The following is a 16,160-nucleotide window of genomic DNA, read 5'->3' on the forward strand; positions in this document are numbered from 1 at the left end:
GCGCGGGGGGCAGGGATGAGATGAAGCGACGACAGCAGAGGGAGGGTTTCATCTTGTTGTCCTCTTGGGAAGGTCCGGCGGAGCTCGGACGTAAGCTCGGTCGCAAGGGGCGGGACATCACTGGGTCAGCGACCGGTGACCAGTTCGGGAAAGACGCACAGGATGACGATGGATACGACGTAGAGGGCGATGAACGGCAGGGCGCCGCGCACCACCTGACTGATTCGGATGCCCTCGACACAGTCCCTGACCACGTAGAGGCACAGGCCGATGGGGGGTGTGATCACCGCGAAGCACATGTTGACCATCACCACCACGCCAAACCAGACGGGGTCGAAGCCGTAGGCGAGGATCGCAGGAAAGACGATGGGCACGGCGATGATGACCAACGAGATGGCATCGAGCAGGGTGCCGAGAACGAACAGCATCAGCATGACCAGCAGGAAGAAGGTCCAGGCGCCGAGTTCGGCCTCCACCACCACTCTGGCAAGCTGCTGGGGTAGCTGGGCGTTGCTCAGCGCATAGCTGAACAGCATCGCCGAGGCCAGGATAGCGAGCAGCATGCAACTGGTGCGGGTGGCCTTGATCAGCGCTGTGGTCAGGCTCTTTCGCGTCAGGCCCCTGCGCCCGAGGGCAATGATCAGTGCGCCGCCGACGCCAATGGCGGCCGCTTCGGTGGGGGTGGCGATGCCGTGATAGATGCTGCCGATGACCACCACGATCAGGGCGATGACCGGGCCGGCCTGGAGCAGTGACCTGATCCAGCCGAGGTCGGCGGCAAAACCGATCGTTGGCGCCCGTTTGCCTGACAGGCCCTGGACGACGCAGACGTAAGAGGCGAACAGCGCGGTGATCACCAGCCCCGGCACAATGGCGTGGGAAAACAGCTCGGCGATCGAGGTTTCGGTGACCACGCCATACATGATCAGCGGCAGGCTCGGAGGAATGATCATGCCGAGCCCCGAACTGGCGGCGACGGTGCCGGTGGCCATTTCGGGACTGTAGTGGCGCTTGAGCATCTCCGGGATGGCGACGCTACCGATGACTGCCGCGACGCCGACGGCGGTGCCGCTGACCGCACCGAAGATCGCGCCGGCGACGATGGCACTGATGGCGATGCCGCCGGGCAGGCGTCCCAGCCACTTGTCGACGCTTTCGAACAGGTCGCGGCCCACCCCGGAAACGTTGACGATCTCGCTCATCAGCACGAACAGCGGTATGGCCACCAGCACGAACTCCGAGGTAGTGCCCCAGATGATGTCGGACATGGCCAGGCTGGCGGCCAGGCCACCCTGGTAGATGATGCCCACCAGGGCCGCGAGCCCCAGGGCGAAGGCCACGGGGACGCCGAGGATCAACAGGATGGCCAGACTCAGGGCGACGCTGAGAATCATCATGGCGTGGGTCCGTCCTCGTCGGTGGCGGGCGCCTTGAAGTGCGCCAGCTTCTGGTGGATCTGAGCGATCAGTTCCAGCACAAAGATCGCGGAGCCCGCCGGCATCAGCGACTGGGGCAGATACAGCGGTACCGCCAGGGTGGTCGAGGACCGCCAGTTGAGCTGATAGGACAGGAGAGCGAGTTCCAGGGTGGCCCAGAAGGCGAAGGCCGCGAACACCAGGGTGCAGCCGTCGACGACCAGCCCCAGACGGTTCTGGGCGGCGATCGACAGCCGTCCCTCCAGCAGCGACATGCGGGCATGACCGCCTTCCCGATAGACCCGGGCGATGGCCATGAACAGGATGCCGGAGACCAGATAGCCCGAGACCTCGGTGACCCAGACGGTGGGGGCCCCCAGCAGGTATCGACTGATGACCTCCCAGATGATCGAAGCGACCAGGAACACCATGATCAGCAGGGCGGCGAAAAAGCCGGCATCGCCCAGGGTGCGGCACAGCCGGAGGAAGGGATTCATGAGACACCTTCGGCCGAGCGGCCAAGGTAGAGGGTTCGATGGTTGTCCCTGAGCTCGGCCTTGATCACCTTGCCCATGGTGTTGCGTGGCAGGTCGTCGGCCACCAGTACCCGCTTGGGAACCTTGTAGGCGGCCAGTACATCGCGCAGACGGCGGCGAATGGCATCTTCGTCCGGGGTGGCGCCAGCGGCCGCCACCACCACGGCGGTCACCGCTTCGCCGAAGTCGGCGTGGGGCAGCCCGATCACCGCGGATTCACTGACCTCCTCCATGGCGTCGAGCAGCGCTTCGACCTCGCCCGGGTAGACGTTGTAGCCCCCGCTGATGATCACATCCTTGCTGCGACCGACGATGGTCAGGTAGCCATCCTCATCGATACGGCCGTTGTCGCCGGTGCGAAACCAGCCGTCACGGGTGAACTCCTGGCGAGTCTTCTGTGGCTGCCGCCAGTAGCCCTTCATCACGGCAGGGCCTTTGATCTGGAGGTGTCCGACGTTGCCGCTGGCAAGCGGGGTGTCGTGGTCATCGGTGATCCTGAGGCTGACGCCCTCGATGGGGAGGCCCACCGAGCCGAGGCGCCGTTCGCCAACCACCGGGTTGGAGCTGATGATAGTGGCCTCGGTCATGCCGTAGCGCTCCAGGATGGTGTGCCCGGTCAAAGCGTGAAAGCGCCGGGCGGTGGCCTCGCTCAGGGGCGCGGAGCCCGAGACGAAAAGACGCATCCCCGAGGTGGCCGCGGCGCTGAGATCAGGGTGCTCCAGCAGCCGGCTGTAGTAGGTAGGGACGCCCATCATCACCGTGGCTTCGGGCAGCAGGTGAACCACGGTATCGGCATCGAAGCGCGGCAGCAGGTGCATGCGACTGCCGGACAGCAGCACGCAGTGGGTGGCGATGACCAGGCCGTGGGCATGAAACAGCGGCAGGGCGTGGATCAGCACGTCGCTTGTGCCGAACTCCCAGAGTCGGGTCAGCGCCCTGGCATTGCTGGCCAGGTTGGCGTGGGTGAGCATCGCCCCCTTGGGGCTGCCGGTGGTGCCGGAGGTGTAGAGAATCAGGGCGACGTCGTCGCCTCGACGAGGCTGGACTCGGTGGCGCTCGGCCTGCTCCGACGCGAGTGTCATCAAACTGCCCGAGCCGTCCGCCTCCAGGGTGAGCCGCTGGATACCGGGGTGGCGGTTCAAGACTTCTTCGCTCGTGGCCATGCACGCGGAGGAGGCGACATAGAGCACCGGCGCGGCGTCGCCGAGAAAATAGGCGATCTCGGTGGCGGTATAGGCGGTATTGAGTGGCAGATAGAGGGCGCCCTGACGCAGCACCGCCAGGTACAGCAGCAAGGCTTGCGGAGATTTGTCGACCTGGGCGGCGACGCGATCCCCCGGCCTGACACCGAGCGCTGTCAGGGCGCAGGCCAGGCGGGCACTCTGGGCCATGGCGTCGGCGTAGGACAGGGTGGTGGAAGGCTCGCTGGTGGCTCTGTTGGAAGCCCCGCTGGTGGCCCTGTTGAATGGCGCTGTGGTCAGCAGGGGTCCATGCCCCACCCGCTCGGCGACATCCTGAAACATCCGAAAGACGTTGCGGCAGCTGGCCTCAGTGTTCATCCCAGGCCTCCAGGGTGTCGATGATGCCAAGCGCGTGGAGGTGTTCGGCGCTGGCTTGTGGATGATCGCCTCTAGGCGTGATCAGCGCGGCCACCCGTGAGGGCAGGCTGCGAACGCGTCCTCTGGCGGTGAGTTTCACCTGGCTTGCGCAGGCGGCGAGGGCGAGATAGATGCCACCCGAGAGTTCACCATCGATCACCAGCTCAACGGCGGCACCCGAGCGCACTCGGTGCTCGATGGTGCTGGCCAGACGCACCAGCGCCAGGCTCTGTAGCCTGGCTTCATCGATGGCCCTCAGGCTGTGGCAGCTCCACTGGCAGCGCAGTATCAGCGAAAGCCCAGCGGGGAGGCGCTGGATTGCCTGAGCAAGGTCTGCAAGATCCCGGTGATCCGGCGGGGCGCTTCCGTGGCAGGTGATCCAAGCGTGCTGCTCCTGCTGCGACCGGCTTACCCGAGCTGACGGCAAGGTGGCGACGGATTCAGTAGCGGAACCGACATTGAGGTCGATTCGACGTGACGAGGCGAGCCACCTGGCGATGTCGTTGCGCAGCGCTGTCAGTGTTCCGCTCGTGGCATGGCCGGCGGGATCGCGCCTGAGTCGGGACGCCGCCGAGATGACGGCGTCCACTCGGTGCTGGTGGAGATTGCGGGCATACAGCAGGCGAGGCCCGCTCATCGCCAGACGGTTGGCTGGCGTGTAGAGACGCTGGTCGGCGCACATGGCCACCAGGCTGGCACCGCCGAAGGTATTGTGCCCCAGCACCGCCAGGACCCCGGGGATGCGCTGGCGTCCGACCAGCAGGTCTCCTATCAGGGCACGCAAGTCGCCCTGTACCGCCACGCCTTCGTCGACCTTGGCACCGGCGGAGTCGATCAGCATCATCAGCGGCAGGCGATGTTCGCTGGCCGTGGCGATGGCCTGGCGAAAGATCGCGGTTTCCCGCTTGCCGATGGCGCCTCTGGCACGCTCCGGTAGGGTGGTAACGGCGACCAGGCGAGTCCCTTCAAGCTCGATCACGGCGCTCTGTGCTGCGGCCGGGGAGAGCGGATCCGACAGCGGAGTCTGGGGGGCGATGTCCTGAAGCAGATGAGAGGTCATGGTGTACGTCGCCTTCGGCATGCCTGGTGGGTTGTCTGGTATGCCATTTAAGGCTAGATGGCATGCCCTGGTGCGCCATACCTCCCAGGAGGTAGCGGCTATTCGGCCGCTGGAGGGGGCGATTCATGGTGGTTGAACGGGGGCGTCGGATGGCCGCTGTGGAGAGCCGGTGCGGCTTTGGCCCCGCCAACGACGACGCCCCCGCGGCCTGGCCGCGGGGGCGTCATTCGTTGTTGGTGCAGTGAGTTCGGTGCGACCGTGGTCAGGGCGCCAGCGCGGCCACCACCTCTTCGACCTGGAGGCGGGTGCTGTCCAGGCCCTGGCCGGCCAGATACCAGAGTCGCGGCGAGCCGACGGCGATTGCCAGATCGTCACCGACGGCCTGCGTCAGCGCCTCGACATCGAGAGGCGTCTGGCCGATGGCGGCGCTGCGGTCCACCACCCACACCAGGTCGGGCTGGGTGGCGGCGATCTGCGCCGGCGTCAGCGGCGTGAAGGTACGCTCACCACGCGTCACGCTCTCGACGTTCTCGGGAAGTTCGGGCGAGGCCAGTCCCATCAGGTCATGCACGACGGCGTTGTGCTGGACGATAAGCTTTCCGTCATTGTGGACGACCACCAGTACCTTCGGCGTCCCGCTGATCTCGGCCAATTGCTGATCGAGCGCCTGGCGCAGGTCCGCAAGCGCCTGCTCACCCGCTTGCTGTGCATCGAACAGCGCAGCCAGATCGTCGACCCGATGTTCAAGCTGGTCCCAGGCGTCCTCGCCCTCGGTCGCCACGGCGTAGACCGGGGCAAGAGCTTCCAGATTTTCGCGTTCGGCTTCCAGGCGCCCGCTGATCAGGATGGCATCGGGTGACAGCGACTCAAGGGCTTCCATGTCGGCGACCTTGAGGGTGCCCACGTCGGTGAAGGCGTCGTCGGCATAGTCGGACAGATAGTCGGGAAGCGTTGCCTGGGCGACACCGGCGATACGCTCGCGCTGCGCCAGGTTGTCGAGGATGTCCAGGGCCGCGTAGTCGAGGGCGGCGACCCTTTCCGGCACCGGTTGCGCCCAGGCCTGGGCAGTGACGCTGAGCAGGGCGGCGATGGCGAGAGACTTGTACATGCTTTCTCCATTGATAATCATTTTCAATGGAGATGTTATCGCAAATGTTCGGCCAAAGGGGGAGCGTCGCCGTGCTACGTTGCGTTGCGTACTGGCGAACGCTCCCTGGCGCTGGGTTCAGGAACCCTGGCTGGCCGGGTCGCCGGAGTCTGTCTTGGCTGACCTGCCTTGTCGACGCTGGGTCCAGCGCTGCTTGGCGTACTTGCGCATATTGGTGACGTTGTCGGTCTCGTCGACGATATCCTGGCCGAGCACCGTCTCGATCACGTCCTCCATGGTGATCAGGCCCACCCATGTGCCGTGGTCGTCATACACCACCGCCAGATGCTGACGATCCCTGAGCATCATGGTGAAGACGTGCTCGACGCTGTCGTCGGCCTGTACCGAGGGGGCGTCCTGCATGATCTCCTTCATGTCGACGGATTCATCCGCCTGGTAGGCGTCGGCCTTGTGCACATAGCCGATGGCCTGTTCGCCGCCGTCCATCACCGGAAAGCGGGTGAACGGCGAGCGCACCAGTTCCTGCTCGAACTGGGCCACGGTCATCGATGGGCGCACCGTGACGCACACGGTTCTTGGCGTCATCACCTTGCCGATCTTGATCTCGTGCAGGTTGAGGATGTTAGTGATGGCGCGGGTCTCGTCACGATCCAGCGCATCCTCGTCCAGGCCGATGCGCGCCAGCGCCTTGATTTCGCCGCGCATATCGGTGTCTGCGGCATTGCCGCCTATACGCTGGGTGATCTGCTCGGACATCCAGATGAACGGCTTGAGAATCAGGATCAGGGTATTGAGGATGGGCGGTAGCCAAGGCGACAGCTGGCGCCAGTAGGTGGCGCCGATGGTCTTGGGGATGATCTCCGAGAGGATCAGGATGGCCAGCGTCATCACCGCCGAGGCGACGCCCAGCCAGGCCTCGCCGAAGACCACCGCGACCTGGGCGCCGACGCCGGTGGCGCCAACGGTGTGGGCGATGGTGTTGAGCGTCAGGATAGCCGCCAGCGGGCGATCAATATCCCGTTTGAGGGCGTTCAGCTTCTTGTGCAGCGGCTCGTTGGTCTCCTGGACCTGGGCGATATAGCTCGGTGTCAGCGACAGGATGGCCGCTTCCAGTACCGAACACAGGAAGGAGGCGCCGATGGACAGTACGGCAAAGGCGATCAGCAGGAACATGCGGCCTCGTCACGTTTTAATGGGGTGGATGACAAGCATGAAAGGGGGCGCTGGCCAGGGCAAGTGACTGCGGGCATTTTCTGGAAGGAAACGACCTATCTCGCGTTGCGGCATGGTTTTCGAAGTGAACTGAGAGGCCGCCGACAGCGTTGCCGGCTCGCCGTGATCGGGCGGCGACCTCGGAAAGGAAGAGGCCCCGCCGTGGATGATCCACGACGGGGCCTCGAGGGGCAGTTGCGGTGATATCAGGGCAGCTGCTCTTCCTCGGCGTCTTCCTTCTTCTCCGGGATCAGGTCGCGGCGCTGGAGCTTGAGCTTTATCAGCAGGGCCGCCGCCACGTAGATCGACGAGAAGGTACCCACGCCGATACCGATCAGCAGGGCCACCGAGAAATTGTGGATCATGTCGCCACCGAGCCAGGCCAGCGCCAGCAGTACCAGCAGGGTGGTGCCGGAGGTCGCCAGGGTGCGGGACAGGGTCTGGTTGATCGCCTCGTTGAAGATCGCCGGCATGTCGTCGATACGCGACTTGCGGATATTCTCGCGGATACGGTCATAGACCACGATGGTGTCGTTGAGCGAGTAGCCGATCACCGCCAGCACGGCGGCCAGCACCGTCAGGTCGAACTCCATCTGGAACAGCGAGAAGGCGCCGACCACGATGATCACGTCGTGGACCAGTGCCAGCAGTGCGCCGATGGCGAACTTGTACTGGAAGCGGAAGGCCACGTAGAGCATGACCACGCCGAGGGCGACCAGCATGCCGAGACCGCTCTGGTCACGCAGTTGACCGCCGACCTGGGCACCGACGAATTCGGCACGCACCAGGTCCACCTGGGCGCCGCCCTGGGCCAGCAGGCCCACGACCTGGTCGCCGACGTTGGCCTCGAAGGTCTGCTGCAGACGAATCAGCACCTCATTGGCGGCGCCGAAGGTCTGTACCGAGATGTCATTGAAGCCGGCTCCCTCGAGGGCGCCGCGCACGCTGTCCAGCGCCGGGGCGGTGGCGTAGCGGACTTCGACCAGGGTGCCGCCGGTGAAGTCGAGGCCCAGGGCCAGGCCCTGCACCACCAGCGACACCAGTGAGACCAGGATCAGGATCGCCGATATGGCAAAGGCGATCTTGCGCTGGCCCATGAAGTCGAGATTCAGGTTGGTGAGGCGTTTCATACCCTCTCCCCGTTGTGTGCAAGTGGACATGGGCTTAGATCCATAGCTTCTTCACCGGCTTGCCGCCGTAGATCAGATTGACCATGGCACGGGTCACCAGCAGGGCGGTGAACATCGAGGTCAGGATGCCCAGCGACAGGGTGACGGCGAAGCCCTTGACCGGGCCGGTACCGATGGAGAACAGGATCAATGCCACCAGCAGGGTGGTGATGTTGGCGTCGACGATGGAGCTGAAGGCGCGCTCGTAGCCGGCGTGGATCGCCTGCTGCACCGACAGTCCTGTGCGCAGCTCCTCACGAATACGCTCGAAGATCAGCACGTTGGCGTCCACCGCCATGCCCAGCGTCAATACGATACCGGCGATACCAGGCAGCGTCAGGGTGGCGCCGAGCATCGACATGGCGGCGACCAGCAGGGTCAGGTTCAACGCCAGGGCGATGTTGGCGATGACGCCGAACACCTTGTAGCGGATCAACATGAACAGCACGACCAGCAGCAGACCGATCTGGACCGAGAGCATGCCGCGCTCGATATTGTCGGCGCCGAGGCTTGGGCCGATGGTGCGTTCCTGGGCGAAGTAGATCGGTGCCGCCAGTGAACCGGAGCGCAGCAGCAGTGCCAGCTCGCCGGCTTCGGTGGGCGATTCCAGCCCGGTGATGCGGAAGCTGTTGCCCAGCGCGCTCTGGATGGTGGCCAGGCTGATGATGCCGCGTTCGGTGTAGGGATCACGCACGGTTACCTGCTCACCGTCCTCCATCACCGTACGGTCACGGGTCTTGTGCTCGATGAACACCACCGCCATGTTGCGACCGATGTTGGTGCGAGTGGCGCGGTTCATCAGGGTGCCGCCGGTGCCGTCCAGGTTGATGTTGACCTGGGGGCGACCGTTCTCGTCGAAGCCGCGGCTGGCGCTGGACACGCTGTCGCCGGTGATGATGACGTCGCGCATCAGGTCGGCGGTGCGTCCGGGCTCGTTGCGGAAGGGCAGCGCCTCGGTCTCGTTGGACGGGGTGTCGGTGCGCGCCTCCAGGCGGAACTCCAGGTTGGCGGTGGCGCCGACGATACGCTTGGCGGCGGCGGTGTCCTGCACACCGGGCAACTCGACCACGATGCGATCCGGGCCCTGGCGCTGTACCAGCGGTTCGGCCACGCCGAGCTCGTTGACGCGGTTGCGCAGGGTGGTCAGGTTCTGGTTGATCGCGTAGTCCTGGATCTCGTCCACGGACGCGTCGGTCAGGGTCATCGCCAGGCTGGCGCCGCGTTCACGCTCGACATCCTGGTACTGGAAGTCGGGGAACTCGCGGCGAATCAGCGTCTCGGCGGCGTCGCGATCCTCGGCGTTCATGAAGTCCAGCGAGATGGTGCGGCCGTCGATCTCGGTGTTGCGGTAGCGGATGCGCTCTTCACGCAGGGTCTCGCGCATGGCGCTGGCGTTGACCTCGAGACGCTGATTGACCGCCGCTTCCATGTCCACTTCCAAAAGGAAGTGCACGCCGCCACGCAGGTCCAGACCAAGGGTCATGGGCGAGGCCGCCAGCGAAGACAGCCACTCGGGGGTGGACTCTGCCAGGTTCAGCGCGACCACATAGTCATCGCCGAGCTGCTGGGCGATCAGGTCACGGGCGGGAATCTGGTCCTCGGCGTCGTTCAGCCGGATCAGCAGGCTGTTGGGCTCCTGTTCCACCGTCTTGACGTCGATGTCCGCCTCGGCCAGGGCCTGTTCGAGGCTCTGCTGGCGGGATTCGGAGAGGCTCAGCTCGCCACGATCACTGCTGATCTGGACCGCTGGGTCTTCGGGAAACAGATTGGGAAGGGAGTAGACCAGGCCGACAAGAAGTACCACCAGGATCAGCAGGTACTTCCATAAAGGGTAACGATTGAGCATCGGGGCTCTGCCCTCAGGTTGCTGACAAATAAGGGAAAGCCGGGGGCGCTCGAGAGGTGCTCCGGGGACTTTCCAAAGCGAAGGGTGCGGCTGCCTCGCCAACGCGCGACAGCCGACCGATCGGCTCCCCCCGCGTCAGCATGGGGCCCCCTTCGGCGCACAGGGCCGAAGGGGAATGACACCAATCAGATGGACTTGATAGTGCCCTTGGGCAGCACGGCGGCCACGGCGTTCTTCTGCACGCTGACTTCGGTGCCTTCGCTGATTTCCATGGCGAGGAACTCGCTGTCGTCGCTGACCCGGGTGATGCGGCCCATCAGACCACCGCCGATGACGATCTCGTCACCCTTGGACAGGCCAGCGATCAACTGCTTGTGCTGCTTGGCGCGCTTGGCCTGGGGACGCCACAGCAGGAAGTAGAAGATCAGCACGAAGCCGACCAGCATCACGATCTGGGCGATACCACCACCGGCGGCAGCGCCAGCATCCTGGGCCAGGGCCGGGGAGATGAAGAAGTCCAACATGTACGACGGTCTCCTGAAGTCGTGGGGAAAAGGGAGTCAGACGGCCGGCGGCTGCCGACCGGGTCATCAATTCGGGGCGGGGGGAACCGGCAGGCCACGCCTGGCATAGAACCCTTCCACGAAGTCAGCCAATGTACCCGCTTCGATAGCACCGCGCAAACCGGCCATGACACGCTGATAGTGACGCAGATTATGGATCGTGTTGAGCATCGATCCGAGCATCTCGCCGCAGCGGTCCAGGTGGTGCAGATAGCCCCGCGAGAAGTTCTGACAGGTGTAGCAGTCGCAGTCATCTTCCAGCGGGCGGGTGTCGTGACGATGCTTGGCGTTGCGGATCTTGACCGTGCCCTCGGCGGTGAACAGGTGGCCGTTGCGGGCGTTGCGGGTGGGCATCACACAGTCGAACATGTCGACCCCGCGGCGTACCCCTTCGACCAGATCCTCGGGCTTGCCGACGCCCATCAGATAGCGCGGCTTGTCCGCCGGCATCCACTCGGGCAGGTAGTCGAGCACCTTGATCATCTCTTCCTTGGGCTCGCCCACCGACAGCCCGCCGATGGCGTAGCCGTCGAAGCCGATGTCGCCGAGGCCCTTGAGCGAAGCCTCACGCAGATCCGGGTACATGCCGCCCTGGATAATGCCGAACAGCGCCGACGGTGAGTCGCCGTGGGCATCGCGGGAGCGCTGGGCCCAGCGCAGCGACATCTCCATCGAACGGCGCGCCTCGTCGTGGGTCGCGGGGTAAGGGGTGCACTCGTCGAAGATCATGACGATGTCGGAGCCCAGCGAGCGCTGCACCGCCATCGACTCTTCCGGTCCCATGAACACCTTGGAGCCGTCCACCGGCGAGCGGAAGTGCACGCCCTGCTCGGTGATCTTGCGCGTCTCGCCCAGCGAGAACACCTGAAAGCCGCCGGAGTCGGTGAGGATCGGCTTGTGCCACTGGGCGAAGTCGTGCAGGTCGCCGTGGGCCTCGATGACCTCGGTACCGGGGCGCAGCCACAGGTGAAAGGTGTTGCCGAGGATGATCTCGGCGCCGATCTCTTCCACCGAGGCCGGGGTCATGCCCTTGACCGTGCCGTAGGTGCCCACCGGCATGAAGGTCGGGGTCTCGATGGTGCCGCGGGGAAAGGTGATGCGACCTCGGCGGGCCCGGCCGTCCTCGGCCAGCTTGTCGAAGCGCATGAAGCATTGCTCGCGCATGGGTCTCTCCGTGCCCCTTGGGGGCGTTGATTCGAGCCTGACGACGGTGGACCGCTCGGCCGAGCAGCCACCGCCTGGCAAATAGGGTCAGCGTGCCGGCGTCAGCAGCATGGCGTCGCCGTAGCTGAAGAAGGCGTAGCGTTCCTTTACCGCCTCGCGGTAGGCCTTCATCACGGTGTCGTAGCCGGAGAAGGAAGACACCAGCATCAGCAAGGTCGATTCCGGCAGATGGAAGTTGGTGATCAGGGCGTCCACGCAGCGCCACTCGTAGCCCGGGTAGATGAAGATGTCGGTGTCGCCGGAGAAGGGCGCGATCTCGCCCGACTGGCTGGCGGTCTCCAGGCAGCGCACGCTGGTGGTGCCGACGGCGATGACCTTGTTGCCGCGAGCCTTGGCCGCGCGCACCTGGGCACAGGCCTGGTCACCCACCTCGATCCATTCGCTGTGCATGTGGTGCTCGTGGATATTGTCGACGCGCACCGGCTGGAAGGTACCGGCGCCCACGTGCAGGGTCACGTAGGCGGACTCGACGCCCCGCTCGGCCAGCCGCTCGAGCAGCGGCTCGTCGAAGTGCAGCCCGGCGGTCGGCGCGGCCACCGCCCCGTCGCGGCGGGCGTAGACGGTCTGGTAGCGCTCGCGGTCGGACAGCTCGTCGTCGCGGGTGATGTACGGCGGCAGCGGCATATGGCCGTGGCGCTCCAGCAGCGCGATCATCGGGGTATCGCCGAGAAAGCGCAGCTCGAACAGGGCGTCGCGGCGGCCTTCGACCACCGCCTGGATGCCGCCCTCGAAGTGAAGCTCGGTGCCGCGCTTCGGTGACTTGCTCGAACGCAGATGGACCAGCCCCCGATGGGCGTCCAGCGGCCGTTCGAGCAGCATTTCCACCTTGCCGCCGCTGGTCTTGTGGCCGTGTAGACGGGCGGGGATCACGCGGGTGTCGTTGAACACCAGCAGGTCGCCTGGCTCGAGCAACTGCTCGAGGTCCGGAAAGCGGCGGTGGTCGAGGTGTCCGCTGGCGCCGTCGACACACAGCAGGCGGCAGTCGCTGCGAACGTCGGACGGGTAACGGGCGATCAGCTCTTCGGGGAGCTCGAAATGAAAGTCGGCGCGCTGCATGGGAATTCGCAAGTCGTCAGGCGGGATGAAGGATGCCAAAGGCGCACAAGGATACCGTTTCCTGACCGCCACGTCAGGAAACGGCGTCGATCTTCTGTCACGACCACGCCATCAGCGTCAGTCCGTTTCGGCCATCCGCGAGGCGGACAGCGCAGTCGGGTCGACGACCAGGGGCCATCGGGGTGGCTACCACAGCAGCAGAATCAGACCGTAGGCCATCAGCGTCACCACCACCGTACTGATCAGGTTGAGGGCAAAGCCGGCACGAATCATCGACTGGATCTTCATGTGACCGGTGCCGAAGACGATGGCGTTGGGTGGTGTGGCCACCGGCATCATGAAGGCGCAGCTGGCGGCGATGGCGGCCGGCACGGTGATCAGCATCACCGGCAGATCCAGCGACAGCGCCAGGGCGCCGAGCAGCGGCAGGAAGGCCGCCGCGGTGGCGGTGTTGGACGTCACCTCGGTGAGGAAGATGATGACCAGCACCACGCCGCCGATGATCGCCAGCACCGGCAGGGCGCCGAGGATCGACAGCTGGTTGGCGATCCACTCGGCCAGCCCCGACTTGCTGATCGCTCCGGCCAGCGCGAGGCCGCCGCCGAACAGCAGAAGGATGCCCCAGGGCAGCTTCACTGCGTCTTCCCACACCATCAGCGCCTCGCCGGAACGACGGCCGGAAGGAATCAGGAACAGCGCCATGCCGGCGACGATGGCGATGGTGGTGTCGGACAGCCAGGAGGCGCCCATGTCATTGAGCAGCGGGCGCAGGATCCACAGCGCCGCCGCGGCCAGAAACAGCAGGCCGACACGGCGTTCGGCGGCACTCATCGGGCCCATCTCGGCGAGCTGGTCCTTGATCAGGTTGTCGCTTTCACCCTTGCCGACCTTCAGCGAGAAGCCGCCGCGGGACAGCCACCACCAGGTCAGCGACATCATCACCACACTGATCGGTACCCCGACCAGCATCCACTGGGCGAAGCCCAGGTCGATGCCGCGGTCATCGGCCAGATAACCCGCCAGCAGAGCGTTGGGCGGCGTGCCGATCAATGTGGCCACACCACCGATGCTGGCCGAATAGGCGATGCCCAACAGCAGCGCGGTGGCAAAGCGGCGCAGCTCATCAGGGTCGGAATCCTCGAGCAGGCTCAGCACCGAGATGCCGATGGGCAACATCATGATCGAGGTGGCGGTGTTGGACACCCACATGCTGAGAAAACCGGTGGCGATCATGAACCCGGCGATCTGGCGCTTGGGCTCGCTGCCGACGACCTTCAACACGTGCAGGGCGATACGCTTGTGCAGGTTCCAGGTCTGCATCGCGATACCGAGCAGGAAACCGCCAAGAAACAGATAGATGATCGGATTGGCGTAGCTGGCCGCGACCTCCTTGATGCTGCCGATGCCCACCGCCGGGGCCAGCACCAGGGGGATCAGCGAGGTCACCGGGATCGGGATCGCCTCGGTGGACCACCAGCTGGCCATCAGCAGTGCCATGCCGACGCAGCCCCAGGCGGCCTGTGACATGTCGCCGGGCGGGGGCAGCACCAGGGTGGCGATCAACAACAGCGGACCCAGCACCAGCCCGATGCGGCTGGCGATGGACGGATGGGGAACGGCTTCATTGCGAGTGTCAGCCATGGGCGACTCCATTCTGGGCTGGACGCGGGTCTCGTTGACCAGGGGCTTGGTTGACCTGGGGCAGGCGGAGCGCAGTCTACCAAGGTCTAACCCGAGCGGGCGAGCGTCAAGACATGGAGGAATGACCCACCTGCCGCCAGGGTGCCGAAACCGACGGCCGGTGGGGCTTTGGCTGACAACGGCCGAGGCCGATCCCAGGTCGATGCTCGGCCGGATGCGGCGGGTGCCGCGCCCGACAGGGGCGGGAGTCGCCTCGACAACGGCGCCATCGGCCCCCGACAGGCGCCAGCGAGCGGCTCAGGGGAATTGACCTCTGGCGCCACCCACGTATAATCCTCGCCCGTTGCCGGTGTGGCGGAATTGGTAGACGCAGCGGATTCAAAATCCGCCGGGTGCAAGCCCTTGTCGGTTCGAGTCCGACCGCCGGTACCACTTGAAAAACAGTCGCTTACGAGCGGCTGTTTGTGTTTCTACCCTCCCTCTTTCTAGTGCGTGGTCGCAGTTTGGTCGCAGAAGGCCCCGCTCAAGCTCGGCAGGCGGGAGCCGATATCGTCCAGACCCGCATCGAAAATGTGCGAGTAGCGGCTGGTGACGATCAGGCTGGAATGCCCAAGCAGATCGCGCACCGTGGTCATGCTCTCGCCGGCCTGGGCCAGCATGCTGGCATAGCTGTGGCGCAAGTCGTGAAAGCGCAGATCGGGCCGTCCCACGGATTGGCGAGCATGTTCCCACACCGTTCGCAGCCGATGATAGGTCGTAGCGAACGGTAGCTCCTCCAGCCATGCTCGGGCATCCTTCGGCACCGGCACCACCCTGGCCTTGCCGCTCTTCGTCTGGTCTGGTCGCAGCAGAATGCGACCACCTTGGACGTTCTGAGGGTCCAGAGCCAGCAGTTCGCCCTGGCGGAGCCCGGTGAGCGCCGCCAGGGCGATCACCCGCTTCTCGACAATCGAGTGATCGGGAATGGCTTGCAGAAGCTGACTCACCTGCTCGATGGTCAGGTACACATGCCGTTCGTTCTTCGGCATCTTCTTTCTGATCTTGTCGCCCAAGGGACGATCCAGCCATCCCCATTCCCGATAGGCAAGGTTCAGCACCCGCTTGACCACCTGCAGATGATTGTTGATGGTGCTCTGAGCACGTCCTTGCTTGCGGAGGTCGCGGGCCATCTCGCGGGCCTTGTCGACGCTGTCCATGCCGAGCAGTACCCGGTCGCCCATGTAGCGAGCCACAGGGCGGATAGCCTTCGCCTGACTGGCCACGTCGTACTCGTCGATCCATCGCTCGAGCCCCTCGATAAAGGTGCGCCGCGGTTGGCGCCCCATAGCCTCACCCTGGAAAGCCGCTTCGTTCAGCTCTGCCTGGCGCTTCGCTGCGTACTCGCGCGCCTGGCGCTCCCCCTCTCGATTCCCCGCAAACGTTCGTTGATATCGGTGACCGTGGTACGTTTCTGTGACCACCCACCGGTTCCTTTTTTCCCTGTATCTGACTGTGATTCCCATGTGTCGCGTACCTCAGGCTGAGGGCCGCGCTTGCAGCTCTCAGCGTACCTCTCCACTGCGCTCCGCTCAAAGCGAACAGCTGTGCCGATCTGGACGAAGCCGATGCGGTGCTTGTTGCCGTACACCCAGCTCGGGCTCATGCCCAGCCATTCAGCGACCTGATCCGGGCGCAGTAACCCTTTAGTCATACGTGCCCCCTCACTAGGTTGCTCAATGGGCTGTTGCTGTCG

At 64.9% G+C, this 16,160-nt stretch carries 13 protein-coding genes, 1 tRNA gene and 1 pseudogene; 1 reads left to right on the forward strand and 14 read right to left on the reverse strand.

Annotated features, from left to right (window positions below):
- Positions 1–125: 125 nt before the first annotated feature.
- From RBB39_RS18915 to RBB39_RS18970, 12 genes are all read right to left on the reverse strand, one after another.
- Positions 126–1,397 (reverse strand): TRAP transporter large permease, encoded by a 1,272-nt coding sequence (locus RBB39_RS18915; protein ID WP_083970399.1) that lies wholly within the window; start codon positions 1,395–1,397, stop codon positions 126–128.
- Positions 1,394–1,912 (reverse strand): TRAP transporter small permease subunit, encoded by a 519-nt coding sequence (locus RBB39_RS18920; RefSeq protein WP_045992755.1) that lies wholly within the window; start codon positions 1,910–1,912, stop codon positions 1,394–1,396. Before RBB39_RS18920 ends, RBB39_RS18915 begins: the two co-directional genes overlap by 4 nt.
- A complete protein-coding gene (locus RBB39_RS18925) occupies positions 1,909–3,510 on the reverse strand; it encodes an AMP-binding protein (protein WP_204248947.1) in 1,602 nt (533 codons plus the stop codon). The genes RBB39_RS18920 and RBB39_RS18925 overlap by 4 nt, the downstream gene beginning before the upstream one ends.
- On the reverse strand, positions 3,500–4,609 hold the full coding sequence (locus RBB39_RS18930; RefSeq protein WP_306169296.1) for a hypothetical protein: 1,110 nt from the start codon (positions 4,607–4,609) through the stop codon (positions 3,500–3,502). The genes RBB39_RS18925 and RBB39_RS18930 overlap by 11 nt, the downstream gene beginning before the upstream one ends.
- A gap of 262 nt (positions 4,610–4,871) precedes the next feature.
- The gene (locus RBB39_RS18935; protein ID WP_052704345.1) at positions 4,872–5,717 is read right to left on the reverse strand and encodes an ABC transporter substrate-binding protein; all 846 of its coding nucleotides are present in this window, start codon (positions 5,715–5,717) and stop codon (positions 4,872–4,874) included.
- Between the two features lie 117 nt (positions 5,718–5,834).
- A complete protein-coding gene (locus RBB39_RS18940; protein WP_045992758.1) occupies positions 5,835–6,890 on the reverse strand; it encodes a CNNM domain-containing protein in 1,056 nt (351 codons plus the stop codon).
- A gap of 245 nt (positions 6,891–7,135) precedes the next feature.
- The gene (secF, locus tag RBB39_RS18945) at positions 7,136–8,059 is read right to left on the reverse strand and encodes a protein translocase subunit SecF (RefSeq protein WP_045992759.1); all 924 of its coding nucleotides are present in this window, start codon (positions 8,057–8,059) and stop codon (positions 7,136–7,138) included.
- Positions 8,060–8,093: 34 nt separating this feature from the next.
- A complete protein-coding gene (secD, locus tag RBB39_RS18950) occupies positions 8,094–9,944 on the reverse strand; it encodes a protein translocase subunit SecD (RefSeq protein WP_045992760.1) in 1,851 nt (616 codons plus the stop codon).
- Positions 9,945–10,129: 185 nt separating this feature from the next.
- Complete coding sequence (gene yajC, locus RBB39_RS18955; RefSeq protein WP_045992761.1) at positions 10,130–10,468, reverse strand: preprotein translocase subunit YajC; 339 nt, start codon at positions 10,466–10,468, stop codon at positions 10,130–10,132.
- 66 nt (positions 10,469–10,534) lie between these two features.
- Complete coding sequence (tgt, locus tag RBB39_RS18960; RefSeq protein ID WP_045992762.1) at positions 10,535–11,671, reverse strand: tRNA guanosine(34) transglycosylase Tgt; 1,137 nt, start codon at positions 11,669–11,671, stop codon at positions 10,535–10,537.
- An 87-nt stretch (positions 11,672–11,758) separates the two neighbouring features.
- Entirely contained in the window at positions 11,759–12,787 is a 1,029-nt protein-coding gene (gene queA, locus RBB39_RS18965; protein WP_306169297.1) for a tRNA preQ1(34) S-adenosylmethionine ribosyltransferase-isomerase QueA, read from the reverse strand.
- Between the two features lie 186 nt (positions 12,788–12,973).
- Complete coding sequence (locus RBB39_RS18970) at positions 12,974–14,428, reverse strand: DASS family sodium-coupled anion symporter (RefSeq protein WP_045992764.1); 1,455 nt, start codon at positions 14,426–14,428, stop codon at positions 12,974–12,976.
- A gap of 345 nt (positions 14,429–14,773) precedes the next feature.
- Here RBB39_RS18970 and RBB39_RS18975 point away from each other — a divergent pair.
- Positions 14,774–14,860 (forward strand) — tRNA-Leu (locus RBB39_RS18975).
- 53 nt (positions 14,861–14,913) lie between these two features.
- Here RBB39_RS18975 and RBB39_RS18980 read toward each other — a convergent pair.
- Together RBB39_RS18980 and RBB39_RS22805 are read right to left on the reverse strand one after the other, a co-directional pair.
- A complete protein-coding gene (locus RBB39_RS18980; RefSeq protein ID WP_124804910.1) occupies positions 14,914–15,930 on the reverse strand; it encodes a site-specific integrase in 1,017 nt (338 codons plus the stop codon).
- Positions 15,931–15,974: 44 nt separating this feature from the next.
- A pseudogene (locus RBB39_RS22805) lies at positions 15,975–16,118 on the reverse strand (helix-turn-helix domain-containing protein); the annotation flags it as partial.
- Positions 16,119–16,160: the final 42 nt, after the last annotated feature.

Source organism: Halomonas sp. MMSF_3323 (assembly GCF_030733595.1).
Taxonomy (GTDB): domain Bacteria; phylum Pseudomonadota; class Gammaproteobacteria; order Pseudomonadales; family Halomonadaceae; genus Halomonas; species Halomonas litopenaei.